Consider the following 25,479-nt stretch of genomic DNA (forward strand, 5'->3'; position numbering starts at 1 on the left):
GGTGTTGGGGCCGCAGTGAAGCTGGATTCGATGTACCAGGAACTGATCCTGGACCACTACAAGCACCCGCACGGGCGCGGCCTGCGCGACGGCGACGCCGAGGTGCACCACGTCAACCCGACCTGCGGTGACGAGATCACGCTGCGCGTGAAGTACGACGGCGAGACGCTGACCGACGTCTCCTACGAGGGCCAGGGCTGCTCCATCAGCCAGGCCAGCGCGTCCGTGCTGAACGAGCTGCTCGTCGGCAAGGAGCTGGCCGAGGCGCGGAAGATCCAGGACGTGTTCCTGGAGCTGATGCAGTCCAAGGGCAAGCTGGAGCCGACCGAGGAGATGGAGGAGGTGCTGGAGGACGCGGTCGCGTTCGCCGGCGTCTCCAAGTATCCGGCGCGTGTGAAATGTGCTCTGCTGAGCTGGATGGCGTGGAAGGACGCGACGGCCCAGGCTCTGGGCAGCGCGGAGAGGGAGACGGCATGACCGACAACGCGACGCCCGAGGCGTCGATCAAGCCGGCCACCGAGGAGGAGGTCCGCGAGGCCCTCTACGACGTGGTCGACCCCGAGCTGGGCATCGACGTCGTCAACCTGGGCCTGATCTACGGGATCCACGTCGACGACGCGAACATCGCCACCCTCGACATGACGCTGACGTCGGCGGCCTGCCCGCTGACGGACGTCATCGAGGACCAGGCGAAGTCGGCGACGGACGGCATCGTCAACGAACTTCGCATCAACTGGGTCTGGATGCCCCCGTGGGGTCCGGACAAGATCACGGACGACGGTCGTGAGCAGCTTCGCGCGCTCGGCTTCAACGTCTGATCGACGCTCGCGCGTGAGGGCCCCCGGCACGGTCGTGCCGGGGGCCCTCCCTGCTTTCCGGCCGGTGCTCCTCCGGCGCGTTCTCCCGGCCGCTGTTCTCCGGGTGGACGGGCGCCGTGCACCGGGAGTTGGCCGGGGTGGCCGAATCTTCTCGACGGCCGTCACGACGTGACGCAGCACTGGAGAGGACCCCCTGTGACCGTTCGCCTTTCACCGGCCCGCCGTCTGGGCGCCGCGGGAGCCGCGGGAGCCGCGGCCCTGCTCGTCGCGGGGCTGGGCGCCCCCGCGCACGCCGCCGGGTACGCCGACCCGACGATCTCGCTGTCCGCCACGCACCTCAGCGGCGCGGTGGGCGCGTACGGCGACCCGTCCGTGACGGTGGACGTCGAGCAGGCCGGGATGCCGGCCGGCCTGCTGCGGCTGAGGGTGGTGTCGTCCACGAACCCCGCGGTGGCGGGCGCGGGCGACGTGCGGCAGGAGCGGACCCGGACGGGTGACCGGACCTTGACCGTGCGGGCCCGGGCGCAGGGGTACACCGACCTGGTCCTGGAGGTGACCGGCCGCGGCGGGAAGACCGCCACCGCGACGCTGTCCTACGCGGCGTCGGCGCGGGTCGCCGGATCGCCGGCCACCCGCTACCTCACCGGCTCCTCGGACGCCTCCGCCGCGATCGACGCGGGCGGCGGGCACGTACTGGTGGCCGACGACGAGTCCAACGTGCTGCGGCTGTACGACCGTTCCCGCTCGGGAGCGCCGGTGAAGACCTGGGACCTCGGCCCCGCCCTGGGCTGGAAGAAGGAGGCCGACATCGAGGCGGCCGCCCGGGTGGGCGACACGGTCTACTGGACGGGATCGCTCGGCAACAACAAGGACGGCAAGTACAAGGCGGAGCGCAACACCGTCTTCACCACCACGATCACCGGGTCGGGCGCCGCCACCGAGGTCACCTTCGCCGCCGCCTACAAGGGCCTGCGCGAGGACCTGGTCGCCTGGGACGCGGCACACGGCAACCGCTACGGCTTCGCGGCCGGGACCGCGAACGGTCAGGTGCCCAAGCAGATCGACGGGTTCAACGTGGAGGGGCTGGAGTTCGCCCCGGGCTCCACGACCACGGCCTACCTGGGCTTCCGGGCGCCGCTGGCCCCGGCGGTCCCGGGCGGCAGGGCGCTGATCGTGCCGGTCACCAACATCGACCGGGTCCTGGCGGGCGGAGCGAAGGCCGTCTTCGGCGAGCCCGTCGAGATGGACCTCGGAGGCCTGGCCGTCCGGGACCTCCGCAAGAACGCGGCCGGGCAGTACCTGATCCTCGCCGGCTCGTTCGCGGCCGACGACAACTCCGACCCGTACGCGCTCTACCAGTGGGACGGCGTCCCCGGCCACGCCCCCAAGAAGCGGGCCGACCTGCCGACCACGGACCCCGGCGGCTGGGAGGCCGTGGTGAACGTGCCCGACCTGCGCCGGCCCGGTGCCCGCGTCCAGCTGATCACCGACAGCGGCTCGGCCGACCTGTACGGCGACGGCACCGAGGCCAAGGACCTCGACCACGCCGAGTGGAAGAAGGCGCGGGCGGCCTGGTTCACCCTGAGGTGATCCGGGCGTCCCCCCGGGTTCTGTGTGTACGGTCGTACGCAACGTTGTGTACGCTCGTACACATGCCCTACGTACTGCTCGCCGCGGCCATCGCCGCCGAGGTCGCCGGAACCACCGCCATGAAGTACAGCGACGGGTTCACGAAACTGTGGCCGTCGCTGGGCACGCTGCTGGGGTACGCCATCGCCTTCACCCTGCTCGCCCAGACGCTGAAGACGATGTCGGTCGGCACGGCCTACGCGATCTGGGCGGGCGTCGGAACGGCCGCCATCGCCGCCATCGGCATGCTGTTCCTGGGGGAGGCGGCGAGCGCCGCGAAGATCTGCGGCATCGCGCTGGTGATCGGCGGGGTGGTCCTGCTCAACCTCGGCGGGGCGGCGCACTGATGGCCCCGGGCGCCCGCAGGTACGACCCCGGCCGCCGGCAGCGGATCGTCGACGCGGCCATCCGGGTGGTCGGGGCCAAGGGCATCGCGGGGCTCAGCCACCGCAGCGCGGCCGCCGAGGCCGACGTGCCGCTGGGGTCGACCACGTACCACTTCAGGACCCTGGACGACCTGCTCGTCGCGGCGCTGCACCAGGCCAACGAGGGCTTCGCGCGGGCCGTGGAGGACTCCGGGACCCTGGCCGACCCGGACGCCGACCTCGCGCAGGCGCTGGCCCGGCTGCTGGGCGAGTTCCTGACGGCCGACCGGGGCCGGGCGCGGCTGGAGTACGAGCTGTACCTGGAGGCCCTGCGGCGCCCCGCGCTGCGCCCGGTGGCCGCCCAGTGGTGCGAGGCGGTGGCCCGGGCGCTGGAGGTCCGGACGGATCCGGTGACGGCGCGGGCGCTGGTGGCGGTGGTGGACGGCATCGGCCTGCAGGTGCTGCTCACGGACGCGGAGTACGACGAACCGTACGCGCGCGAGGTCCTGGGGCGGGTTCTGGGCCGGGGCTGAGGCGGGGGCGGCCGGCGCGGTGGACGTACGGGGCGGGGGTCCGGCCCTGTACGGGGCGCGGGTCCGGCCCTGCTCGGCCCTGCTCGGCCCGGCGCGGCCCGGCGCGGCCCGGGTCCGGGCTCCCCGCCCCGGTCCGGGGTCCCGGCGGCGGTCCGCGGTCGTGCGGAGCGCCGGGTGAGTGTTCCGTGCACCTTCCCGTGCGGGGGACACGGACCGGCACATGAGACCGGTTCGCGACCGCGGCCCGTCGCCGGTTAGGTTTCGGGCATGACTGCTACGCGTACCACCGGCGCCGTCGCCGCCGGACTTGCCACCATCACCGCCGACGGCACCGTCCTCGACACCTGGTTCCCCGCCCCCCAGCTGGTCGCCGAGCCCGGCCCGGCCGGCACCGAGCGCCTCACCGCCGAGCAGGCCGTGGAGCTGCTCGGCGCCACCGCTCCGAAGGCGGTCCGCTCGGACGCGGTCCGCGGCGTCGAGGTCGTAGCCGTCCGCACCGTCATCGCCTCCCTCGACGACAAGCCGCTGGACGCGCACGACGCGTACCTGCGCCTGCACCTGCTCAGCCACCGCCTGGTCAAGCCGCACGGCCAGAACCTCGACGGGGTCTTCGGCCTGCTCGCCAACGTCGCCTGGACCTCGCTCGGCCCCGTCGCGGTCGACCAGGTCGAGACGGTCCGCCTCAACGCGCGCGCCGAGGGCCTGCACCTCCAGGTCACCTCGATCGACAAGTTCCCGCGGATGACGGACTACGTGGCCCCCAAGGGCGTGCGCATCGCCGACGCCGACCGCGTCCGCCTCGGCGCGCACCTCGCCGAGGGCACCACCGTGATGCACGAGGGCTTCGTCAACTTCAACGCCGGGACCCTGGGCACCTCCATGGTCGAGGGCCGCATCTCCGCGGGCGTCGTGGTCGGTGACGGCTCCGACATCGGCGGCGGCGCGTCCACCATGGGCACCCTGTCGGGCGGCGGCAAGCAGATCATCTCCATCGGCGAGCGCACCCTGATCGGCGCCGAGGCGGGGGTGGGCATCGCGCTGGGCGACGAGTGCGTCGTCGAGGCCGGCCTCTACGTGACCGCGGGCACCCGCGTCACCCTTCCGGACGGCCAGATCGTCAAGGCGCTGGAGCTCTCCGGCGCGAACAACATCCTCTTCCGCCGCAACTCGGTGACCGGCGCCGTCGAGGCCCGCCCGTACAAGGCGGCCTGGGGCGGCCTGAACGAGGTCCTGCACAGCCACAACTGACGCACCACCGCCGGGGGCCGCGGCCGGACCGCCGCTCCCGGGGCCGGTGCCGAAACGCCACTGAGCGCCCTCCCGCAGTCCGGGAGGGCGCTCAGCGGCGTTTTCACGGCCCGGGCGGAGCCGCGGGTCGGCCTGTGGTCCAGCGCGGCTAGCGCAGGGGGATCGTGCGGATCAGGCCCGCGAAGGCCTGCTGCTCCGCCTCCGTCAGCTCCACCGACTCCATCGGGTGCGCCGCGGAAGTGCGCTGCGCCGGGATGGCCGACAGGCCGTCGAAGGCGCCGGGCTCCGGGTGGTGGAAACGGCTGTCCCACAGCATGTGTCCGAGGCCGACGACCCAGACGAGAGCGGCCACGAACAGGACGGCGAGGCCAATTTCCTGGGCGAGGGAGATGGAGGGGAACACGCGGTCCTCCAGGGAGAGCGGGCGGTACAAGGCGGTACAAGACCGGGCGTGCAGACACTCAACACCACAACCGGCAGATTCGGTAGGGATGTGTCGAGCGTCACGCCAGGGCCGAAAGTCCCCAACTCGCCCGCGAAGGGCAGGAAGGGGACGCCGTCCCCGCAGGCCGTGACGGGGTCGCGGCGTGGCAGGGGGCCCGGCCGCCGGGGTACCCCCCCTCATGGCGGTCGGGGGAGCCGGCCGGGCCCGCTGCGGTCCGGTGGTTACGGACGGAAGCGCAGCACCTGCGGGTCGTGGTCGCTGTTCTGGGCCGAGAACTCCGCGTTGATGTGCACGCTGTCGTACGTGAAGTTCTTGATCGCCGGGCTGGTCAGGATCTGGTCCAGCACCTGCGCGTTGCCCTGGTAGACGTACGAGTACCGCTCGGCCTTCGGCAGCGACTTGACGGCCGGGTACAGGGCCCCGCCGACCGTCAGCGCGTTCGTCGTCGCCGAGAACTCGAAGTCGTTGATGTCACCGAGGACCAGGACGTTCGCGTTCTTCTCGGCCGCGAGGATCTCCTTCACGAAGCCGTTCACGGACTGCGCCTGCAGCAGCCGCTTCGCCTCCGAGGAACGCACCGGCGGCTGGTGGTGCGAGGTCAGGCCCTCGTCGCCGCCCTTGGAGCCGAAGTGGTTGGCGATCACGAAGACCGTCTTGCCGCGGAAGGTGAACTCGCCGGCCAGCGGCTTGCGGCTGTCCGCCCACGCCGGGTTCGCGGGGTCGATGCGGCCGGGGGAGTGGGTCAGGGCGGCCTTGCCCTTCTCCTTGACCACGCCGGTCGCCGTCACCGCGTCGCCCGGGGCGCGCTCGGTGAAGGAGACCCGCGCCGGGTTGTAGAGGAACACCTGGCGGATGTTGCCGCCGGGCTCGCCGCCGTCCTTCTTGTCCTCCGGGTCGACGGTCCGCCACTGGTAGGCCGGGCCGCCCGCCGCGGTGATGGCCGCGGTGAACTTCGCGAGCGTCTGCCCGGCCGACACCGTGCCGTCGTTCTTGGCGCCGTTGTCGTCCTGGATCTCCTCCAGGGCGAGGATGTCGGGGGAGGCCAGGTTCTCCACGACCGCCTTGGCGAGCGCGTCGAACTTCTCCTGCGGGTCGGTCGGGTCGAGGTTCTCGACGTTGTACGTGGCCACCGCGAGCTCGTTCGAGGCCTGCGCCTTGGTCTTCTCGGGGGCGAGGGTGCCCGCCTTGACCGTGCCGAGCGTGCGGGCCACCAGGGTGTAGCCGCCGAACTGGTTGAAGTCCAGCGGTCCTTCGGTGGTGCCGGTCAGCCGGTCGCCGACGTTGGCCACCGGGAAGGGCTGCTGCGCGAGGGGCGCGAGCTGCTGGATCTGGAGGCGGCCGGTGTTCTGGGACTCGTACGAGCCGTAGACCGTCCCGCCGCGCTTGGCCTGGTTCTCCCAGCCCTTCACCGTGACCCACAGCTCCGCGTACGGGTCGGTGGCGCCGACGACGCGCGAGGTGCCGATGCGGACGTTCATCCCCTCGAGGGATTCGTAGTGGTCCAGCGCGTAGCGGGAGGGCTCCAGGGTCAGGCCGTTGATGCTGCCGCCGGCGGCCGGGTCGCCGGCCGGGGCGTACTCGGCGGGGACCGTGTACTCGTTGATCGCGGTGGCCTCGGGCAGGGCGTTGCCCGAGGAGACCACGGTGACGACGGGCTTGGAGATCTGGGTGACGGACTGGTTGCCGGAGGCGGCCCCGCCGGGGACGTACTCGCCGACCGTGCCCGAGACCTTGACCGCGTCGCCCACGGCGACGGTCGGGACCGAGCTGGTGAAGACGAACACGCCTTCGCTCGTCGCGTCGTTGTCGTCGGCGTCCGGGTCCTGGATCCAGAAACCGCGCGAGCCGTACGTGCGCACGCCCGTCACGACGCCCTCGACGTCCGCGACCGACTGACCGTTGAGCGGGGATATCCGGGTGGTGCCCTGGACGTCGTGGATGCGTATCGGATCGGCGGCGGCGCCGCCCTCGGCCGCGTCGGCGGAGCCCACGAGCAGGCCGGTGGCCAGGGCGGTGGCGACGAGGGCCGCGACGGCGGCGGAACGGGGATGCGAGGAGCGCATGGTCAGGGACTCCGGTGTGGGATGAGGGAACGGAGGGAGGTGCGGCGCGAAGACGTCCGGGGAGTTTGCGGCTCCCGATACATCTACGCGCGTCAATTTCCTGTGTGGCCAGCAAAGTTGTCAAGGGGTCCAGGGAATACGACAGCTGACTGTGTGATGAACCAAAGGCGCAGGCCCGCCGGACGAGCCCGAAATGCGTCTACGCTGGGACGCCGTACGGGGGCCGCGACCGCCCCGGAGCGGCCGGGTCCGCCCGCCCGGCCGGACCGACCGCCGTACCCGTCCGGCCCGGCCGGCCATCACGGCCCGCCCCACCGCGTCCGCGAGGAGAACCACCCCATGTCCGCAGAGCCGCACTCCACTCTGCCGCCGGTCCGGCTGCACTCCGACGCGGAACTGGCCGGAGCCGCCCTGGCGGCCCCGCTGTTCGCGCGCGCCGTACGGCTGGCCCGCTGGGCCGGGCCCGCCACCCGGGTCGACGTCGGCGGCGAACTCGTCGTCGAGCAGCTGCCCGAGGCCGCCGCGGCCCTCAGACTCGACGCCGGCGACGCGGACTCCGCCATGTACGCGAGCCAGGCGTGGCGGGTGGCCGTGGACACCGGGCTGGTCGACGTGACCGAGCCGGAGGACGACGGGGCCGACCTCCCCGCGGCGGGCGCGGACGCCTCCGGTGCGATCGCCGCCGGTACGGGCACGGACGCCGCCGGGGCCGGGGAGAACGGGCTCGCGGCGCACCACGGCACTGCCGCGCCCGGCGAGGACCTGGCGCTCGTGACGGGCGGCACGCCCGGCGACGTCCTCGACCTCTGGCTGGCGGCCCTGGACACCGTCCTCGCGGACGCGGCGGTGCCCGACCTGGACGACCTCGTCGACGCGCTGGACGCGGGCGGTGACATCGACTTCGACCGACTGGACTGGAACCCGGGCCGCGAGGCGGACTTCCTCGACGGGGTCCTCGCCAACCTCTACCTGCTCACCGTCGCCGAGGGCGGCGCCGCGGACGGGCCGGTCCCGCTGCCCGTGCTCGCCGCGTCCATGGTGGTGCCCGACGACATGGGCGAGCCGACCGACGCCGTACTGGAGCAGGTCTCCGACGCGATGATGCGCCTCGACGACCAGTTCCGGCAGCTGGAGCCCATCGGGCTGGTCGAGTTCCGTCCCGTCGACGAGGAGCTGATGGCGGAGGCGGACGACACGGACATCGCGGCCGGGCACTCCGGCGACGGGGACGGCGACGCGGACGAGGACGTGTCCCGCTACGGCATGGTCCGCCTGACACCGCTGGGCCTCTACGGGGTGCGCGCCCGGATGCTGGAGGCCGGCGTCGACGCCCCCGCCGTCGGCGACCTGGCCGACAAGGGCGCGGACGCGCTGCTCGACGCGGTCTCCTTCTACCCCGAGGGCGCCGCGCAAGCCGAGATGGAGCAGTGGCTGAGCGGCCGCGAACTGCCCGCGGCCGTCGCCGAACTGCTCGCCGCCGCCCGCGGCGGGGACGAGGCCGCCCCGCTGCGCCGGCTGCGCTGCCAGCAGGCCCTCGCGCCCGCCGGGCCGGAGGCGGAGGGGGCGGTCCGCGCCGTACTGGACGACCCGGAGCTCGGCGGGCTCGCCCGGGTCTGGCTGGCCGAGCGCGGGGCGGCCGACGTGCCGGCGCCGGACGCGGCCCTGGTGTTCTGGCTGACGGTCGACACGATCGCGGCGCAGCTCGCCGCGGACGGCGAGACGCAGGAGCTGCCGCTCCTGATGGAGACCCTGACCGCCCATCACGCGGGATTCTTCGAGAAGGCGTGGCGGGTGGAGCACCCGGCGACCGCCTCCGTACTGGAGGCGATGGGCCGGATGCACCCGGACAAGAAGGCGGCGAAGGAGGCCCGCAAGGCCGCCTTCAAGGCCCGGTCCCGCCAGGCCTGAGCCAACGGGCCTTCCCGGGCGGGGGCGCGGGGAGGCGCGAACGGGGGACGCGCCGGACGGGAGCCGGGCGTGCGCCGGCGATCCGGGGCGGTCCGGGGCGGTCCTGGGGACGGTCCGGTCCGGGAGGCGGTCCGGTCCGGGAGGCCGTCCGGGCCGGCGAGCGGCGACAACGCGCCGTTTCCCGGGGCGGAGTTCGCCATTCCGGCCCCCGGCAAGGGCCCGGTCCGTCTTCGTGGGTAGTTCAGCCGCCGTTCACGTGCGGGCGGGAGCGTGTGCGCCGACGACCGCACGACAGGCGCACCACCTCCCCACCCTGGAGACCCGATGCCGCTCACCCGCAGAGACTTCACCGCCCGCACCGTGATCGCCGGAGCGGGAGTCGCGCTCACCGGGACGGTCGGCGCCCTGGCCACGGCGCCGGGCGCCCTCGCCGCCGACGACGGCGCGCTCCGCGACGCGGACGGAAAGCCCTGCGAGCCCGGCTACGGACCGCTCGTCCCCGACCCGGCCGGAATCCTCGCCCTTCCGGCCGGATTCCGCTACCGGGTGATCACCCACAGCGGGGTGACGCGACTGGAGTCCGGGGAGACCACCCCTTCGAACCACGACGGCACCGCCGCCTTCGAGGGGCCCCGCGGGGTCACCCTGCTCGTCAACAACCACGAGCTCAAGGGCAGGCGCGAGACCTGGCCCCGCCCCGTCCCGCTCGCCGAGGGGCTCGTCTACGACCCGGCCGCGGCCGGGGGCTGCACGGTCGTCGAGGTCCGGCGCGGCGGCGAGGTCGCCGAATGGGTGGGCATCGCCGGTACGTCGACCAACTGCGCGGGCGGCGCCACCCCGTGGGGCACCTGGCTGACCTGCGAGGAGAACTCCGACCTCGCCGGCAGGAACGGCATGACCAAGGACCACGGCTACGTCTTCGAGGTCGACCCGCACGACCGGCGCGCCAACCGCGACCCGCGGCCCGTGAAGGCCTTCGGGCGCTACGACCACGAAGCCGTGGTCATCGACCCGCGCCAGGGCCACGCCTACCTGACGGAGGACGCCTCCGGCCCCAACGGGCTGTTCTACCGCTGGACCCCGCCCCGCGGCTTCCGGCACGGGCGCGGCGTGCTCCGTACGCTCGCCGACGACGCCGGGGTGCTGCAGGCCGCCAAGTGCATCGACCGTACGGGCCGGTTCGTCGACGACCTCTCGCGCGCGACGCGGATCGGAACCGTCTACGGGGTCGACTGGGTGGACGTGCCGGACCGGGACGCGCGGACCGTGCCGGTGCGCGGGCAGTTCGCGGACGGTGTCGTGACGCGCGGCCGCAAGCTGGAGGGCATGTGGTGGGCCGACGGCGGCGCGTACTTCGTCTCGTCCTACGCGCGTGCGGAGAGCCCGGGCACCGCGCACGACGGCCAGGTGTGGTTCTACGACCCCAAGCGGCGGACGGTCCGGCTGACGGTCCTGATCGGGGTGAACGCCGACCCGGCGGCGGACGGCGGCTACGACGGCCCCGACAACATCACCGTGTCGCCGTACGGCGGGCTGGTCATCGCGGAGGACGGGTCGGGGCTGCAGCACCTCTTCGGCGCGACCGACTCCGGCCGGACGTACCCGCTGGCGCGCAACGAGCTGAACATCGGGTCGGCGGAGGATCCGGAGTACTCGGAGTTCACGGGCGTCTGCTTCTCACCGGACGGGCGCACGCTGTACGCCAACCTCCAGGACCCGGGGATCATGCTGGCCGTCACCGGCCCGTGGCGGCGCGGGCACTGACCGCGGTTCTGCCGACGGGACACGAGCCTGCCGGCCGGGCGGGACACGGGCCTGTCGCGCGCACCCTCGGGGAGCCCCGTCGAAGGAGCCGCCTCGGAGGGCCGGGGGGCCGCCGCATCGGACGGCCCGCCGGCTCACTGGGCTGCGGAGACCTCCGCGCGGGAGGCGACGGACCACTCGGCGAGGAGGAATTCATACGCCTCGGAGGGCCACTCGCCGCCCACACCGGTCTCGACGAGGTGCCGGATCGCCTCGTTCGCCTCTGAGGCGGACGGGCGGGCCGGACCCGCGGGTGTGAGTGACTCGTGCATGAGTCCAAGGCTACGGGCGGGCACTGACAGCCACCTCCGGATTACGCGTGGCTTCCATCACCCGCTGCGCTCCCCGGTGGCACCATGTGCCCGCCCACCTGCTCAGAGTGCCTGCGCGCCGGGCTTGACCATGCCGCGCACTGTGCGCGACTTCACAAAGTCGCCGATCGCCGTCATCTCCCACTCGCCGGTGAACTGCTTGATGAGCTTCGCCATCATCACGCCGGTCTGCGGCTCGGCGCCCGTGAGGTCGAAGCGGACCAGCTCCTCGCCGCTCGCCGCGTCGATCAGGCGGCAGTAGGCCTTGGCGACCTCGCTGAACTTCTGGCCGGAGAAGGAGTTGACGGTGAAGACCAGGCCCGTCGCGTCGGCGGGCAGACGTCCGAGGTCCACGACGATGACCTCGTCGTCGCCCGCGCCCTCTCCGGTCAGGTTGTCACCGGAGTGCTTGACGGCGCCGCCGAGGATGGACAGCTTGCCGAAGTAGCAGCTGTCGATGTGGTTGCGCTGCGGGCCGTACGCGATGACGGAGGCGTCGAGGTCGATGTCCTTGCCGCGGAACGCGGGCTCCCAGCCCAGACCCATCTTGACCTGGGACAGGAGCGGGCGGCCGCCCTTGACCAGGGAGACGGTCTGGTTCTTCTGGAGGTTGACCCGGCCCTTGTCGAGGTTGATCTTCCCGGCGCCGGGGGCGGCAGCGGGGGCGGCCGGAGCGGCGGCGGGGACCGGCGCTGCCGGGGCGGGCGTCGTCGCACCGCCGAGCCACGGGGAGACGGGGTGGGCCGAAGGCTGGGCGGCCGGCGCCGGCGGCGCGGGCGGGGCGACCGGGGCCGCCGCCGCGGGGGCCGGCTCCTCCTCCACGGAGACGCCGAAGTCGGTGGCGATGCCGGCGAGGCCGTTCGCGTAGCCCTGGCCGACCGCGCGGACCTTCCACACGCCGCCGCGCTGGTAGACCTCGACGACGACGAGCGCGGTCTCGGTGCCCAGCTGCGGCGGGGTGAAGGTGGAGATCACCGCGCCGCCGTCCGCGTTGCGCACGGTGGCGGTGGGCTCGATGCCCTGGAAGGACTGCCCGGCGGCGTCGGGGCTGGCCGTGACCACGATGCGCTCGATGCCCGGCGGTACCGAGGCGGTGTCCACGGTGATCGAGTCCGGCGCCGACCCGCCGCCGGACCGGTAGGTGACACCGGGCCCGGAGGGCTGGTTGAAGAAGATGAAGTCCTCGTCGGAGCGCACCTTGCCGTCCGCCGTGAGGAGCAGGGCCGATACGTCGAGCCGTACCGGCGCCGCCACGTCGACCGTCACGCGGACGGTGTTGAGCGGCAGGTTGGATCCAGGGGTCATAGCGGTCATGCCGGGAGAACGACCGGAGGTGCTTTGCCGTTCCCTTACCCTCGCGAGAGATTTCAGCGGCGGTTGCGCGGGTGGTTCTTCGCCATGCGCTCGTTGCCGAACTTGTACGAGCCCGTCCAGCGGGCCATCACGAGCTGCGGGTCCCCCGACCCCACCTCGGCGAGGAACTTCTCGGCCCGGCTCCCGCGCAGGGTGGCCGCGGGGCGCCCCTGGTGGGTGATGGCGACGAGGTGCTCGCCCAGCTGTTCGTACGTGAATCCGTGTGGTCTCGGCATGGGCCGCAGCCTGCCCCGCCGGGAGCGGGACGGCAACGCCTTTTGCCGCCGCCTCCCCCGCCGCGGCGGGGGAGGGGGAGGACCGGGCCGGTCCGGGACGGCAGGGCGTGGGCGCGCGGTGGCGGCCCGGATCCGGTCAGGCGCCCGTGACCCGGCGCGGCACCCCCAGCGGGTTGGCCTCGCGCAGCTCCGCCGGAAGGAGCGCGTCCGGCACCGACTGGTACGCCACCGGGCGCAGCCACCGCTCGATCGCGGTCGAGCCGACCGAGGTGGAGTGCGAGGTGGCCGCCGGGTACGGGCCGCCGTGGTGCTGGGCCGGGGCCACCGCGACCCCGGTCGGCCAGCCGTTCACCACGATCCGGCCGGCCAGCCCGGTGACCTGCGCGATCAGTTCGGCGGCCGGCCCCGCGGCCCCCTCGGTCTCGGCCGACGAGAGCTGGAGCGTGGCGCTCAGGTTGCCGGGGAGGCGCCCGAGCACGGCGGCGGCCTCGGCGCGGGAGGCGTACCGGACGACCACGGTCACCGGGCCGAAGCACTCCTCCAGCAGCAGCTCGTGCGCGCCGTCGCCGACGAGGCGGCCGGCGGGCACGGTCAGGTATCCCGCGCCGACGGTGTGCTCCCCGCCGGAGCCCGGGGTGACCGGCGCCCCGACGCCGGGCAGCGCGGCCCGCTCCCGTACGCCCGCGACGAAGTTCTCCCGCATCCGGTGGTCCAGCAGCACCCCCGGCTCGGTCTCGCCGAGCGCCTTCGTGAGTGCGTCGGCGAGGCGGTCGCCGTCCGGGCCCTCGGGGACGAGGACCAGGCCGGGCTTCACGCAGAACTGGCCGACCCCCAGGGTGACCGCGCCCGCGAGCCCGGCGCCGATCTCCTCGGCCCGCTCCGCGGCCGCGGCGGGCGTGACCACGACGGGGTTGAGGGAGCCGAGCTCGCCGTGGAAGGGGATGGGCACGGGCCGCGCGGCGGCCGCGTCGAACAGGGCCCGCCCGCCGCGGACGGAACCGGTGAACCCGGCGGCGGCCACCAGCGGGTGCCGGATCAGGTCCAGACCGGCGTCGAACCCGTGGACCACCGACACCACGTCGGCGGGCAGCCCGGCGGAGACCGCCGCGCGGCGCAGCAGCGAGGCGCACAGCTCGGAGGTGGCCGGGTGGTCCGGGTGGGCCTTGACCACCACGGGGCAGCCCGCGGCCAGCGCGCTCGCGGTGTCCCCGCCGGGAACGGAGAAGGCGAGCGGGAAGTTGGAGGCGGCGTACACCGCGACCACGCCCAGCGGGACCTTGTAGCGGCGCAGTTCGGGGCGCGGAGGGCTGAGGGAGGCGTCGGCGCGGTCGATGCGGACGTCGAGGTAGGACCCCTCGTCCACGGCGTCGGCGAAGGCGCGCAGCTGCCCGGTGGTGCGGGCCAGCTCGCCGGTGAGCCGGCCCGGACCGAGCGCGGTCTCGGCGTCGGCGGCCTCGATGACGTGGGCGGCGGCCTCGTCGAGGAGCCCGGCGGCGGCGCGCAGGAAGGCGGCGCGGGCGGCGGCGTCGGCGAGGGCGCCGCGGGCGGCGTGGGCCGCGCGCACGGCCCCGTCCACCTCACGGGGTGTGGCTTCCACCGCAACCTGCTCGCGCTGCTTCCCGGTGCGGGGGTCCACACTCCAGACTGGTGTCGTTGTCATGGGCCCACTGCCTCCTGGAACGTTCAGTATTCTGAACGCCGTTCCGGTGGATGAATGATCACATCTGCTGCGGACTCTATTTCCGCGTCCTCCGCGTGACAAGGGGCGCCCAGAGGGGAAGCAGGCGTATGACGACGACCGAGTCGGGGAGCGCGGTACAGGGAGTACGGGGGCCGGTACGGGCAGTACCGGAGGCGGCGGAATTCCCGGCCGTGGCGGCAGGACCGGCGGGGCCGGCAGGGTCGGCGGGACCGGCCGTGGCGGCAGGGCCCGCGGCGCCGGTCAAGTCGGCCGTGCGGACGGTGCTGCTGCTGGAGCACTTCGCAGCGCGGCCCGGGCTGCACAGCCTGGCCGACATCCAGAACGACCTCTCCCTGCCCAAGTCCAGCCTGTACATGCTGCTGCGCACGCTCGTGAACCTCGGGTGGGTGGAGACCGACGCCACGGGCACCCGGTACGGCATCGGCGTACGGGCCCTGCTCGTCGGCAGCTCCTACATCGACGGCGACGAGGTGGTGGCGGCGGCCCGGCCGACCCTGGACCGGCTGTCCGACGACACGACGGAGACCATCCACCTGGCCCGGATGGACGGCACGAGCGTGGTGTACCTGGCCACCCGGCAGTCCCAGCACTACCTGCGGCCCTTCACCCGGGTCGGACGGCGACTGCCCGTGCACTCGACCGCGCTGGGCAAGGCGCTGCTGGCCACGCACACGGACGAAGAGGTGCGACGGCTGCTGCCGAGGCGGCTGGAGGCGGTCACCGAGCACACCATCACCGACCGGGAGCAGCTCGTGGAGGAGCTGGCGCTGGTGAGGGAGCAGGGGTACGCGGTGGACCGGGAGGAGAACACGCTCGGGCTGCGCTGCTTCGGCGTGGCCGTGCCGTACCGGACGCCGGTGCGGGACGCGGTGAGCTGCTCGGTGCCGGTGGCGCGGCTGACGCCGGGGCACGAGCAGGTCATCAAGGCGGCGCTGTTCGAGGCGCGGGACCGGCTGTCGGTGGTGACGCGGCGGATGTGAGGCGCGGATGTGAGGCGCGGATGTGAGGCGCGGGCGGGGGCCGCGGAAACGGGGAGCGGCGGGGCGGCTCGGTGGTGCGGTTCGGTGAGGGCCGGTGGTGCCGGTTCGGTGAGGGCCGGCGGGGCAGCCCGGTGAGCGGCCGGGGGTGCGGCGGAGCCCGTGGTTCCTCCCCCGCCCGGGGGAGACGGTTCCCCATCACGGGGGAGGTGGCGGGGCGGTGCGCGCGGGACCGTTGGGTCATGACCACACGAACCGTTCACCCGTCGTACGCACCGCGGCCGCAGGCCCCCCGACCGGGGGCGGGGCGGCGGGCCCTGCGGGCGGTGGCCGTGGCCGCCACCCTTCCGTACCTGACGCTCAAGGCCGCCTGGCTGGCCGGGAGCCGGACGGGGATACCGGACGGCAGCGTGCTGGCCGAGCCCGGGACGTTCCTCGTCCTGGCGAACTCCTTCACGCTGTTCATGGACGCCTGCGTGATCGTGCTCGTGCTGCTCCTCACCCAACCCTGGGGGATGCGGGTGCCGTCCTGGCTGCTCACCGTCCCGGCGTTCACGGCCTCCGGACTGCTGACCCCGATCGTCCTCGGATTCCCGGGCCAACTGCTCATACGGGCACTCGGGTTCGGCGCGGATCCGTCCGTGAACGCGCAGCGCGCGCCCTTCCTGGACCCCTGGGTCTTCAACGTCGTCTACGGCGGGTTCATCGTCCAGGGGCTCGCCCTGGCCGGGCTGTTCGTGCCGTACGCACGGGAGCGCTGGGGCTGGGGCCGAAGAGGGATCGCGGGCCGGTCGGCCGGCGGCGCGGAGCCGGCGACGGCCTCCACGCGGGTGGTGGCGACGGCCGCCGCGCTGGGGGGCGCGGGCGTGGCCGCGGCGTACTTCTCCTGGGCCTTCGGAAGTACGGCCGGGATGGGCGCGGAGCGGGCGGCGTCGTGGTCCGCCGAGGCGGGCGTGGTCTCCGCGGTGCACGCGCTGTGCGCCCTGGCCGCCGGTGCGGGGGCGCTGCTGCTCGCCTCGGACCGGGGGCGCCGGGCCCGCTGGCCGGCGGCCCTGGCGTGGGTCGGCTCGGGGGCCGCGCTCGGCTGGGGCCTGTGGCCGTTGATCGCCTCGCTGGGCCCGCAGCTGGACGGGGGCGAAGCCCCTTCCGGAGCAACGCAGTTGATCTACGCTGGCCAGATGGCCACTGGAGTGCTCGCCGCCGTCGTCCTCACCCGGTTCCTGACCCGTCGCAGCGCGGGGTGATGCGCGGGGACGGCCCGGGACGGCTGCTCGGGCCGCGGGTCCGGCTGCGCTGGGTCCATCTCATCCTCGGCGGGGCCCTGTTGATGCCGTACTTCCTCCTCACCCAGGTGGGGGTCGGCATGGCGGCGGGCGGGGCGAACGCGCTCTCCTCCGTGCCGCTGATCCTCGCCTCCTACGCTGCGGCCCTGCCCCTGGCCGCGGTCACCGGGGTGTTCGGGCTGGTCCGGCCGATGTCCGTGGCCGCCGCCCGGGCCATGTGCGCGGTGCCGGGGGAGCGGCTGGCCGAGGGCCCGGCCCGGTCCTGGGCCGCCCGGGGGCGGACCTCGGCATGGTGGACCCTGCACCTGGGGATCGGCGCCGCGGTCAGCGGCATGACCCTCGCGGTCCCGCCCGCGGCGGTGGTGCTGATCGCGCTGCCGTTCGTGAGCGGGCTGCGGGGCTTCCCGCGGGAACTGGGCTGGGGCGGTGTGGCGGCCGACCCGTACGTGGCGCCCCTGCTCGGAGCCGCCCTGCTGGCCGCGCTCGCCCTGTGCGCCGTGGGGGCCGGGGCGCTGCTGGCCCGGCTGGCGCCCGTACTGCTCGGCCCGACGGCGGCCGACCGGCTGGCCGCGGCCGAGGAGCGGGCCGCCGACCTCGCCGTGCGCAACCGGCTGGCCCGGGAGCTGCACGACGCGGTGGGGCACGCGCTGAGCGCCGTCACCCTCCAGGCGGTCGCCGCCCGGCGGGTGCTCGACACCGACCCCGGGTTCGTACGGGAGGCGCTCGCCGCCATCGAGGAGACGACGCGGCGCACGGTGGGCGAACTGGACGCCGTCCTGGGCCTGCTGAGGGACGGCGACCCGGCCCGGACGGACGCCGCGCCCGCGCCGACCCTCGCCGCCGACCTCGACGGGCTGCTGGACCGCACCCGCGCGGCCGGCACCACCGTCACCGCCCATCAGGACCCCGGGTCGGCGGGGGACTGGTCCGGGCTCCCGGCGATCGCCTCCCGCGAGGCGTACCGGATCGTCCAGGAGGGCCTCGGCAACGCCCTGCGCCACGGCGCGGGCCCCGTGGACCTGCGGGTCCGCCTCCGGCACGGCGGCCCTTCCGGCCGCCCCGCGCACCCCGACCTGGAGATCACCGTGACGAACCCGCCCGCTGCCCCCGGCGGCCCGGAGCCCCGTACCACCGGGGGCCGCGGGCTGCGCGGCGCCGCCGAACGGGCCGCCCTGCTCGGCGGCTACATCGAGGCCGGCCCGTACGAAGGAGGCTGGCGGCTGCGCGCCGTCCTCCCGCTCGCCGGACCCGCCCGATGACGCCCGCCCACCGGGACGACGGACCGGTGGTTTCCGTGCGTCCGGACGACGGACCGGTGGTTCCCGTGCGTCCGGACGACGGACCCGTGGCGCCCGTCCGTCCGGGCGGCGGATCCGTCGCCCCTGGGGTGCCGCGGGCGGCGTCCGCGTCGCCGGGGGCGGCCGGGCGGCGGACCCTGCGGATCGTGCTCTGCGACGACGAGCGGCTGGTCCGCACCGCGCTGCGGGTCATCCTCGAAGCGGAACCGGACCTGGAGGTCGTCGGCGAGGCCGCCACCGGCTCCGAGGCCGTCTCCCTGGTCCGCTCCCTGGCTCCCGACGTGGTGCTGATGGACGTCCGGATGCCCGAGATCGACGGCATCCGGGCCACCGAGCAGATCCTCGCCACCATGCCCGAGCCGCCCCGGGTGGTGGTCGTCACCACCTTCGAGAACGACGCCCACGTCTACGACGCGCTGCGCGCGGGCGCCGCCGGGTTCCTCCTGAAGCGGGCGGACCCGGACGAGCTGATCGGCGCGGTCCGGCTCGTCGCCCGCAGCGACTCGCTGCTCTTCCCGTCCGCGGTCCGCGCCCTGGCCGCCGCCCGCACGGCAGGCGCCCCGCCCGCGGCCGCCGCGCCGTGGGTGGCCCGGCTCACCGACCGGGAGGCCGACGTCCTGCGCCTCATCGCCACCGGCCTGTCCAACCACGAGGTGAGCGAGCGACTGGGCGTCGGACCGCAGACGGTGAAGACCCACGTGGCGGCGGTCCTGGCCAAGACGGGCTCCCGCGACCGGACCCAGGCGGTGATCGCCGCCTACGAGGGCGGCTTCATGAGGAAACACTGAGAACTCCGCCACAATCGGGGCAGAGCGGAACGACCGGGGCCGCCGGGGCGTCTTTCCGGGGGATGAACAAGACGATCAGGCGTGCGTCGGTCTTCTGTCTGCTTCTGGTGCTGGCCCTGCTGGTCCGTGTCACCTGGGTGCAGGCATACCAAGGCCAGGCCCTCGCAGACGACAAGAACAACCGCCGGAACCTCATCGGGCAGTACGAGAACCCGCTGGGCAACATCATCGTGGGCGGGGAGGCGATCACGGGCTCGACGAAGACGGGCGGCAAGGACTTCGGGTACAAGCGCACGTACACCGACGGCCCGCTCTACGCGCCCGTCACCGGATACAGCTCCCAGGCCTTCGGTACGAGCATGCTGGAGGGCGTCTACAAGAACGTCCTCAACGGCTCCGACAGCCGGCTGAAGACCATGATGGACATGCTCACCAACAAGCGGGCCACCCCGGGCGACGTGCTGACGACCATCGACAAGGACGTCCAGAAGGCCGGGTTCGACGCGCTCCAGGGCAAGCAGGGCGCCGCCGTGGCCATCGACCCCGCGACGGGTCAGATCCTCGGCATCGTCAACAACCCCTCCTTCGACCCGGGCCGGATCGCCGGCGCGAACGACACGGAGGCCTGGGGGGAGCTGTCCGCCGACAAGGGCAAGGCCCTGGAGAACGTGGCCCTGCGCAAGCCGCAGGCGCCCGGCTCCACGTTCAAGCTCGTCACCCTCGCGGCGGCGATCGAGAACGGCCTGGTGACCGACATCGACACGCCGACCGGCATCAAGGCCCCGTACACGATCCCCGGCACCCGCACCGATCTGCGCAGCGAGGCCCCCGCGGAGATGTGCAACAACGTCTCGGCGCGCGTCGCCCTGAGGCTGTCCTGCAACAACGTCTTCGCCGAGCTGGCGCACCGGCTCGGCCAGGACAAGATGCGGGCCATGGCCGAGAAGCTCGGCTTCAACACGCAGATCGACACCCCGGTCCGCACCAACCCGCCGAGCTCGTACCCCAAGGCGAAGATGTCCGTCGACCAGGTCGCGCAGACGGGTATCGGCCAGTTCGACGTCCAGGCCACCCCCCTCCAGATGGCCATGGTCACGGCCGCCGTCGAGAACGGCGGCAAGCTCGTCGCGCCGCACATGGTCTCCCAGGTCACCGACGCCAACGGCAACGTCCTGGAGAGCTTCAAGGACCCGAAGTCCGAGCAGGTCATGAAGGCCAAGACCGCCTCGATGCTGCGGGACGCGATGAAGACGGTGGTCAGCGAGGGTGGCGGCAAGCCCGCCCGGGTGAGCGGCGCGGAGGTGGGCGGCAAGACGGGCACCGCCCAGCGCGGCGTCAACAACAGCCTCTCGCCGCTGGCCTGGTTCACCTCCTACGGCAAGCTGAACGGCAAGCAGATCGCCGTCGCGGTCGTGATCGAGAACTCGGACACCGACCGCTCCGAGATCGGCGGCGGCAAGCTCGCCGCCCCCATCGCGCAGAAGATGATGGAGGCGTGGCTGAAGAAGTAGCCACGCCGAGCGCACGTCCGGCGCGCCGGGAACCTTCGGGGTTCCCGGCGCGTCGGTCATTCCATGATCAGGACCGCGCAGTTCGCCGACCTCGACGCCATAGCCGCCCTCCACATCCGGGCGCGGGCCACCTACTACCGGGGCCGCCTCCCCGAAGAGGCCTACGGCGGCGAGGCCGAGCTGGCGCGCACCCGCGAGGGCTGGTCGCGCGCCGTCGCCCGGTCCGCCGCCGACGGCAGCGTGCTCTGCGCCGAGCGGGACGGGCGCATCACCGGCGTCGCCGCCTTCCGCACCGCGGACGGCGAGACCACCCTCACCCAGCTCCACGTCGACCCGGACCACTGGAGCCGGGGCACCGGATCCGCCCTGCACGAGGCCTGCCTCGACGCCTGGCGCCGGGCCGGCACGGACAGGGCCCGGCTGGAGGTGTACGAGCACAACCTCCGGGCCCGGGCCTTCTACGCACGCCGGGGCTGGCTCCCGGAGCCGGAGTCCGCCGCCTCCGCCTCCCACCTCGTCCTGTGGCTCGCGGTCACTGCGCCGACCGGGGAATGAGACGCGTCCCCATGTCGTTGAAGAGGGAACTGTTTCATCCCGTGACGGACCCGGAGAGAAGAAGGATCATGCGCGTCGAGATCTGGAGCGACATCGCCTGCCCCTGGTGCTACATCGGCAAGGCCCGTTTCACCAAGGGGCTGGCCGACTTCGCGCACCGCGACGAGGTGGAGGTCGTCTTCCGGTCCTTCGAGCTCGACCCCAACGGTCCCAAGGGCGTCTCCGCCCCCGTCGTGGAGATGCTCGCCCAGAAGTACGGCCGCACCCTCGAAGAGGCGCGCGGCATGGAGGAGCACGTCGCGCAGAGCGCCCGCGCGGAGGGGCTGACGTACCGCACCGAGGGCCGCGACCACGGCAACACCTTCGACATCCACCGCCTGTTGCACCTGGCCGCCGCCCGCGGCCGCCAGGAGGAGCTGCTCGACCTGGCCTACCGCGCCAACTTCGCCGAGGAGCGCTCCGTCTTCGACGCCGGGGTGCTGCTCGCGCTCGCCGTCGAGGCCGGTCTCGACGAGGCCGAGGCCCGCGCCGTGCTGGCCGACGACTCCGCCTACGCCGAGGAGGTCCGCACCGACGAGCGCGAGGCCGCAGAGCTGGGCGCGAACGCCGTGCCGTTCTTCGTCCTCGACCGCCGCTTCGGAATCTCCGGCGGACAGCCGGCCGAGGTGTTCACCCGCGCGCTGGAGCAGGCCTGGGCGGGGCGCGAGGTGGAGGAGCCGGCGCCCGCCGAAGGGGCGTGCGAGCCCGACGGGGCGTGCGCGGTCCCGCAGTCCTGACAGTCCCGCAGTCCTGACGGTCCCGCAGTCCTGACGGCTCCGCGGTCCTGACGGCCCCGCAGCCCCGGGCCGCGGGGCCGGCCCTGCGGCTCTCCCTCCCCCCGGCTCCGGCCCGCGGCCTCGACCTCCGCCATAAGGATCACTTTGGGCTAGGCCGGGGAACTCGGCCATGGACTTTGGGTCGGTCCTGGGTCAGAGTGGAAGGCATGGATCTTCCCCTCGCCGAGACGGCCCGCGCCGAGTTCGCCCCGTCCACCGTCTACCTCAACACCGCCACCTGCGGCGTGCTGCCGCGCGCGGCCGTCGCGGCGGTACGCGAACTGGTCGGGGCCGCGGGCGCCGCGACCCCCGCCGGCTTCGGCGACTTCGACCGCGTGAACCGGGTCCGCGCCGCCTTCGCCCGGCTGGTCGGGGTCGGAACCGACCGCGTGGCCGTCGGCTCGGCCGTCTCCACGCACGTCGGCCTCGTCGCGGCCTCCCTGCCGTCCGGCTCCGAAGTCCTGTGCCCCGAGGGTGAGTTCGCCTCCGTCATCAACCCCTTCGTGGTGCGCGGGGACCTCAAGGTCCGCTTCGCCCCGCTGGAGTCCCTCGCCGAAGCCGTCGACGCCGGCACGGCGCTGGTGTCGCTGAGCGCCGTACAGTCCGCCGACGGGCGGACGGCGGACCTGGCCGCGGTGCGCGCGGCGACGGCCGCGCACGGGGCCCGGATGCTGGTGGACGCGACACAGGCGGCGGGCTGGCTGCCCTTCGACGCCTCGCCGTACGAGTACACGGTCACCGCCGGGTACAAGTGGCTGCTCGGCGCCCGCGGAGCCTCCTACCTGACCGTCTCGGAGGACGCCGAGCACACCCTGACCCCGCTGCACGCCGGCTGGGTCGCGGCCGAGTCCATGTGGGACGCCACGTACGGGCCGATGCGGGAACTCGCGCACGGGGCCCGGAAGTTCGACGAGTCCCCGGCCTTCCTCGCCTACCACGCGGCCGAACCCTCGCTGGCGCTGCTGGAGGGCGTCGGCATCGAGGCCGTGCACGCCCACGACACCGCCCTGGCCGCCCGCTACCGGGCCGGGCTCGCCCGGCTGGGCCACGAACCGGTGCCCGGCGACGCCGCCATCGTCTCCGTCCCGGGCCTCGCCGACCGGCTGCCCGCGCTCCAGGCGGCCGGCATCGCCACCGCCGCCCGCGCGGGCGCCCTGCGGGCCTCGTTCCACCTCTACACCACCGAGGCGGACGTGGACCGGCTGCTGAACGCCCTGTCCTGACCGCCCCGCGGGGTCAGCGCAGGGCCGCCTCCCACGCCGCGTCCGCCGCGTCCAGCGCCGGACCCGGCTCGACGCCCAGGCCCGCCGCGAGGGCGGCCAGCGCGCTCCGCACCACCGGCAACGAGGCCGCCCGGCCGTAGTGGTTGACCCGGACCATCTCCTTCGCCAGCGCACCGCCGCCCGCCGCGAGCGGGGCCGCCGGATCGGCGCCCAGGGCCTTGGCCGCCACCACCGAGGCGTCCGGGACGCGCAGGGTGGTGGCCACCGGGGCAGCCTCCGCCGCCCGGCCCACGAACGGGGCGAGGCCCAGGGCCGCCGCGCCCACCCGGGTCGCCGCGGCCGCGGCCGCGTGGCGGGCCTCCACCACGGGGAGGCCCTCGGCGGCGATCCGGTCCAGGCAGGCCTCCAGGGCCAGCATCTCCAGCTGCGCCGGTGCGTGGAGCAGCGCCGTGCGCCCGCCGTCGATCCAGCGCTCCTTCCAGTCCAGGAGCGAGAGGTACGAGCGGCGCGGCGCCGCCGGGTTCCCGGCGAAGCGGGCCCAGGCGCGCTCCGACACCGACACCGCCGAGACCCCGGCGGGGCCGCCCATCGCCTTCTGCGCGCCGATCACGCACAGGTCGACGCCCCACGCGTCCGGGAGCAGCGGTTCGGCGCCCACGGACGCCACCGCGTCGAGCATGAACAGCGCGCCGTGGGCCCGTACGGCCTCGCCGATCTCCGCGACCGGGTTGGTGTTGCCGGTGGCCGCCTCCGCGTGGACCAGCGAGACGAAGTCGATCTCCGGGCGCTCGGCGAGCGCCGCCGCCACCTGCCCGGCCGTCACCGCGGTGTCGAAGGGCACCTCCAGGTCCACCACCGTGGCCCCGCAGTCGCGCAGCCAGTTGCCGAAGGTGGTCCCGTACGGGCCGGTGACGACGTTCAGCGCCGTCGAACCGGGCCGGGCTCCCGACCGGATGCACCCCTCCAGGGGCAGCAGCGCCTCGCCCTGGGTGATCACCACGTCCTGCCGGGTGGAGAGGAGCTCGGCGACCCGCCGCTCGATCGACGCGAAGCGCTCCGCGGTCAAGGGCGGGAAGTCCAGGAGGGGGTGGGTCACGGCGGCGCTCTCTTCGTCCGGGCTCGTCCGGGGTCGTCCGGATGTACCGGGAGAGCGTACCGAGCACGCACGTACAGTGCCGACATGACCGATGCCGAGGCGACCGACACCGACACCCACACCGACGCCGCCGCCGTCCCGCGCGACGGCGCGGTGCTGCACGTGAAGGGGCGGGTGCTCGTCGGCCCCGACGACGTCCGCGACGAGCTCTGGGTGGTCGGCGGGCGGATCTCCTGGGAACGCCCGCGCACCGCCCGCGAGGTCACCACGGTGACCGGCTGGGCCCTGCCGGGCCTGGTCGACGCGCACTGCCACGTCGGGCTGGACTCGCACGGCCCGGTCGACGCGGGGACGGCGGAGCGCCAGGCCCTCACCGACCGGGACGCGGGCACCCTGCTGATCCGCGACGCGGGATCGCCCTCGGACACCCGCTGGATCGACGCCCGCGACGACCTGCCGAAGATCATCAGGGCGGGTCGTCACATCGCGCGGACCCGCCGCTACATCCGCAACTACGCGCACGAGATCGAGCCGGCCGACCTCGTCGAGTACGTCGGCCGGGAGGCGCTGCGGGGCGACGGCTGGGTGAAGCTGGTGGGGGACTGGATCGACCGCGAGGCGGGCGACCTGACGGCCTGCTGGCCGCGGGCGGAGGTCGAGGCGGCCATCGCCGAGGCGCACCGCCTCGGTGCCCGCGTCACCGCGCACTGCTTCGCGGAGGACTCGCTGCGCGACCTGGTCGAGGCGGGCATCGACTGTGTCGAGCACGCCACCGGGCTCACCGAGGACACCGTCCCGCTGTTCGCGGAGCGCGGCGTCGCGATCGTCCCGACCCTGGTGAACATCGCGACGTTCCCGAAGATGGCGGCGGGCGGCGAGGCCAAGTTCCCGCGCTGGTCGGCGCACATGCGACGGCTGCACGAGCGCCGGTACGACACGGTCCGGGCGGCCTACGACGCGGGGGTCCCGGTGTACGTCGGCACGGACGCGGGCGGCTCGCTGCCGCACGGGCTGGTCGCGGCGGAGGTGGCGGAGCTGGTGAAGGCCGGCATCCCGCCGCTGGAGGCGCTCTCGGCGACGGCCTGGGCGGCCCGTGCGTGGCTCGGGCGGCCCGGTCTCGTCGAGGGGGCGCCGGCGGACCTCGTGGTGTACGCCGAGGACCCGCGGGCCGACGTGCGCGCGCTCGCGCGGCCGCTGCGGGTCGTGGTGAACGGTACGGTCCGCGCCTGACCGGGCGCCGACGGCGCCGCGTTGACGGGGCGTGACATCGGTGGTCCCGGTGTCGTTGTGCACGCCCGCGCGGCAGCCCGGGGGCGGGACGCCTGCGAGAAGGGCGCACTCGCGTTCCTCGTGGGGCGCAGGAAATCGAATGTATGCGTGGAAACCACCCATTGGGGTGAACTGGCGTCAGGTTGCTGCCCGTTCACCCACAGTGCGTAAAGATTCCGAGGGTCGAAGCCGTCGGCGCGTGCGATGTCCCCCATTGGCGCCGCGACGGCACCCATCTCCCCGGGGGTTC

The 25,479-nt window shown here is 74.1% G+C and carries 24 protein-coding genes; 17 read left to right on the top strand and 7 right to left on the bottom strand.

Features of this window, described 5'->3' with window-relative positions:
- The first annotated feature begins 15 nt into the window (after window positions 1-15).
- The 6 genes from sufU (at window position 16) to dapD (ending at window position 4,593) form a co-directional block, all read left to right on the top strand.
- Complete coding sequence (gene sufU / locus ACZ6S8_RS07655) at window positions 16-477, top strand: Fe-S cluster assembly sulfur transfer protein SufU (protein ID WP_383915146.1); 462 nt, start codon at window positions 16-18, stop codon at window positions 475-477.
- Window positions 474-818: a metal-sulfur cluster assembly factor gene (locus tag ACZ6S8_RS07660; protein ID WP_008741046.1), complete on the top strand. Its 345-nt coding sequence runs from the start codon at window positions 474-476 to the stop codon at window positions 816-818. Before sufU ends, ACZ6S8_RS07660 begins: the two co-directional genes overlap by 4 nt.
- Before the next feature lie 195 nt (window positions 819-1,013).
- Window positions 1,014-2,408 (top strand): hypothetical protein, encoded by a 1,395-nt coding sequence (locus ACZ6S8_RS07665; protein WP_469453393.1) that lies wholly within the window; start codon window positions 1,014-1,016, stop codon window positions 2,406-2,408.
- 62 nt (window positions 2,409-2,470) lie between these two features.
- On the top strand, window positions 2,471-2,794 hold the full coding sequence (locus ACZ6S8_RS07670) for a DMT family transporter (protein WP_469453395.1): 324 nt from the start codon (window positions 2,471-2,473) through the stop codon (window positions 2,792-2,794).
- Entirely contained in the window at window positions 2,794-3,345 is a 552-nt protein-coding gene (locus ACZ6S8_RS07675) for a TetR/AcrR family transcriptional regulator (RefSeq protein ID WP_469453397.1), read from the top strand. The genes ACZ6S8_RS07670 and ACZ6S8_RS07675 overlap by 1 nt, the downstream gene beginning before the upstream one ends.
- A 267-nt stretch (window positions 3,346-3,612) precedes the next feature.
- A complete protein-coding gene (dapD, locus tag ACZ6S8_RS07680) occupies window positions 3,613-4,593 on the top strand; it encodes a 2,3,4,5-tetrahydropyridine-2,6-dicarboxylate N-succinyltransferase (RefSeq protein WP_469453398.1) in 981 nt (326 codons plus the stop codon).
- Window positions 4,594-4,741: 148 nt separating this feature from the next.
- On the opposite strand, the gene ACZ6S8_RS07685 is transcribed toward dapD, so the two are convergent.
- Complete coding sequence (locus tag ACZ6S8_RS07685; protein WP_469453400.1) at window positions 4,742-5,026, bottom strand: hypothetical protein; 285 nt, start codon at window positions 5,024-5,026, stop codon at window positions 4,742-4,744.
- 233 nt (window positions 5,027-5,259) lie between these two features.
- Window positions 5,260-7,101 (bottom strand): endonuclease/exonuclease/phosphatase family protein, encoded by a 1,842-nt coding sequence (locus tag ACZ6S8_RS07690; protein WP_469453401.1) that lies wholly within the window; start codon window positions 7,099-7,101, stop codon window positions 5,260-5,262.
- A gap of 339 nt (window positions 7,102-7,440) precedes the next feature.
- Between ACZ6S8_RS07690 and ACZ6S8_RS07695 the strand changes: the two genes are divergently transcribed.
- Window positions 7,441-9,009, top strand: coding sequence for a hypothetical protein (locus tag ACZ6S8_RS07695; RefSeq protein WP_469453402.1), 1,569 nt, complete (start codon window positions 7,441-7,443; stop codon window positions 9,007-9,009).
- A 324-nt stretch (window positions 9,010-9,333) separates the two neighbouring features.
- Window positions 9,334-10,773: an alkaline phosphatase PhoX gene (locus ACZ6S8_RS07700; RefSeq protein WP_469453404.1), complete on the top strand. Its 1,440-nt coding sequence runs from the start codon at window positions 9,334-9,336 to the stop codon at window positions 10,771-10,773.
- A gap of 134 nt (window positions 10,774-10,907) precedes the next feature.
- Here the strand turns inward: ACZ6S8_RS07700 and ACZ6S8_RS07705 are convergent, their stop codons facing one another.
- From ACZ6S8_RS07705 to ACZ6S8_RS07720, 4 genes are all read right to left on the bottom strand, one after another.
- Entirely contained in the window at window positions 10,908-11,084 is a 177-nt protein-coding gene (locus ACZ6S8_RS07705) for a hypothetical protein (RefSeq protein ID WP_469453406.1), read from the bottom strand.
- 102 nt (window positions 11,085-11,186) lie between these two features.
- Window positions 11,187-12,437: a TerD family protein gene (locus ACZ6S8_RS07710; RefSeq protein ID WP_469453408.1), complete on the bottom strand. Its 1,251-nt coding sequence runs from the start codon at window positions 12,435-12,437 to the stop codon at window positions 11,187-11,189.
- A 53-nt stretch (window positions 12,438-12,490) separates the two neighbouring features.
- A complete protein-coding gene (locus ACZ6S8_RS07715) occupies window positions 12,491-12,712 on the bottom strand; it encodes a hypothetical protein (protein WP_469453409.1) in 222 nt (73 codons plus the stop codon).
- Between the two features lie 136 nt (window positions 12,713-12,848).
- Window positions 12,849-14,372, bottom strand: coding sequence for an aldehyde dehydrogenase (NADP(+)) (locus ACZ6S8_RS07720; RefSeq protein ID WP_469453410.1), 1,524 nt, complete (start codon window positions 14,370-14,372; stop codon window positions 12,849-12,851).
- 257 nt (window positions 14,373-14,629) lie between these two features.
- Here ACZ6S8_RS07720 and ACZ6S8_RS07725 point away from each other — a divergent pair, with 257 nt between their 5' ends.
- The 8 genes from ACZ6S8_RS07725 (at window position 14,630) to ACZ6S8_RS07760 (ending at window position 22,864) form a co-directional block, all read left to right on the top strand.
- Window positions 14,630-15,394 carry an IclR family transcriptional regulator gene (locus ACZ6S8_RS07725; RefSeq protein ID WP_469453412.1) on the top strand — a complete coding sequence of 255 codons (765 nt, stop codon included), beginning with the start codon at window positions 14,630-14,632 and terminating at the stop codon, window positions 15,392-15,394.
- Between the two features lie 239 nt (window positions 15,395-15,633).
- Window positions 15,634-16,635 (top strand): hypothetical protein, encoded by a 1,002-nt coding sequence (locus ACZ6S8_RS07730; RefSeq protein ID WP_469453414.1) that lies wholly within the window; start codon window positions 15,634-15,636, stop codon window positions 16,633-16,635.
- Window positions 16,635-17,933: a sensor histidine kinase gene (locus tag ACZ6S8_RS07735; protein ID WP_469453416.1), complete on the top strand. Its 1,299-nt coding sequence runs from the start codon at window positions 16,635-16,637 to the stop codon at window positions 17,931-17,933. Before ACZ6S8_RS07730 ends, ACZ6S8_RS07735 begins: the two co-directional genes overlap by 1 nt.
- A 176-nt stretch (window positions 17,934-18,109) precedes the next feature.
- Window positions 18,110-18,760, top strand: a complete 651-nt coding sequence (locus ACZ6S8_RS07740) for a response regulator transcription factor (protein WP_469453603.1) — start codon at window positions 18,110-18,112, stop codon at window positions 18,758-18,760.
- 62 nt (window positions 18,761-18,822) lie between these two features.
- Window positions 18,823-20,271, top strand: a complete 1,449-nt coding sequence (locus ACZ6S8_RS07745; RefSeq protein ID WP_469453417.1) for a peptidoglycan D,D-transpeptidase FtsI family protein — start codon at window positions 18,823-18,825, stop codon at window positions 20,269-20,271.
- A gap of 63 nt (window positions 20,272-20,334) precedes the next feature.
- Complete coding sequence (locus tag ACZ6S8_RS07750) at window positions 20,335-20,826, top strand: GNAT family N-acetyltransferase (RefSeq protein ID WP_469453419.1); 492 nt, start codon at window positions 20,335-20,337, stop codon at window positions 20,824-20,826.
- A gap of 68 nt (window positions 20,827-20,894) precedes the next feature.
- Complete coding sequence (locus ACZ6S8_RS07755; RefSeq protein WP_469453420.1) at window positions 20,895-21,602, top strand: DsbA family oxidoreductase; 708 nt, start codon at window positions 20,895-20,897, stop codon at window positions 21,600-21,602.
- 206 nt (window positions 21,603-21,808) lie between these two features.
- Complete coding sequence (locus ACZ6S8_RS07760) at window positions 21,809-22,864, top strand: aminotransferase class V-fold PLP-dependent enzyme (protein WP_469453421.1); 1,056 nt, start codon at window positions 21,809-21,811, stop codon at window positions 22,862-22,864.
- Window positions 22,865-22,877: 13 nt separating this feature from the next.
- Here the strand turns inward: ACZ6S8_RS07760 and ACZ6S8_RS07765 are convergent, their stop codons facing one another.
- On the bottom strand, window positions 22,878-23,960 hold the full coding sequence (locus tag ACZ6S8_RS07765; protein WP_469453423.1) for a pyridoxal-phosphate-dependent aminotransferase family protein: 1,083 nt from the start codon (window positions 23,958-23,960) through the stop codon (window positions 22,878-22,880).
- 84 nt (window positions 23,961-24,044) lie between these two features.
- Here ACZ6S8_RS07765 and ACZ6S8_RS07770 point away from each other — a divergent pair, with 84 nt between their 5' ends.
- Window positions 24,045-25,190, top strand: a complete 1,146-nt coding sequence (locus tag ACZ6S8_RS07770; protein ID WP_469453425.1) for an amidohydrolase family protein — start codon at window positions 24,045-24,047, stop codon at window positions 25,188-25,190.
- Window positions 25,191-25,479 lie beyond the last annotated feature (289 nt).

Source organism: Streptomyces sp. NPDC048461 (genome assembly GCF_055587105.1).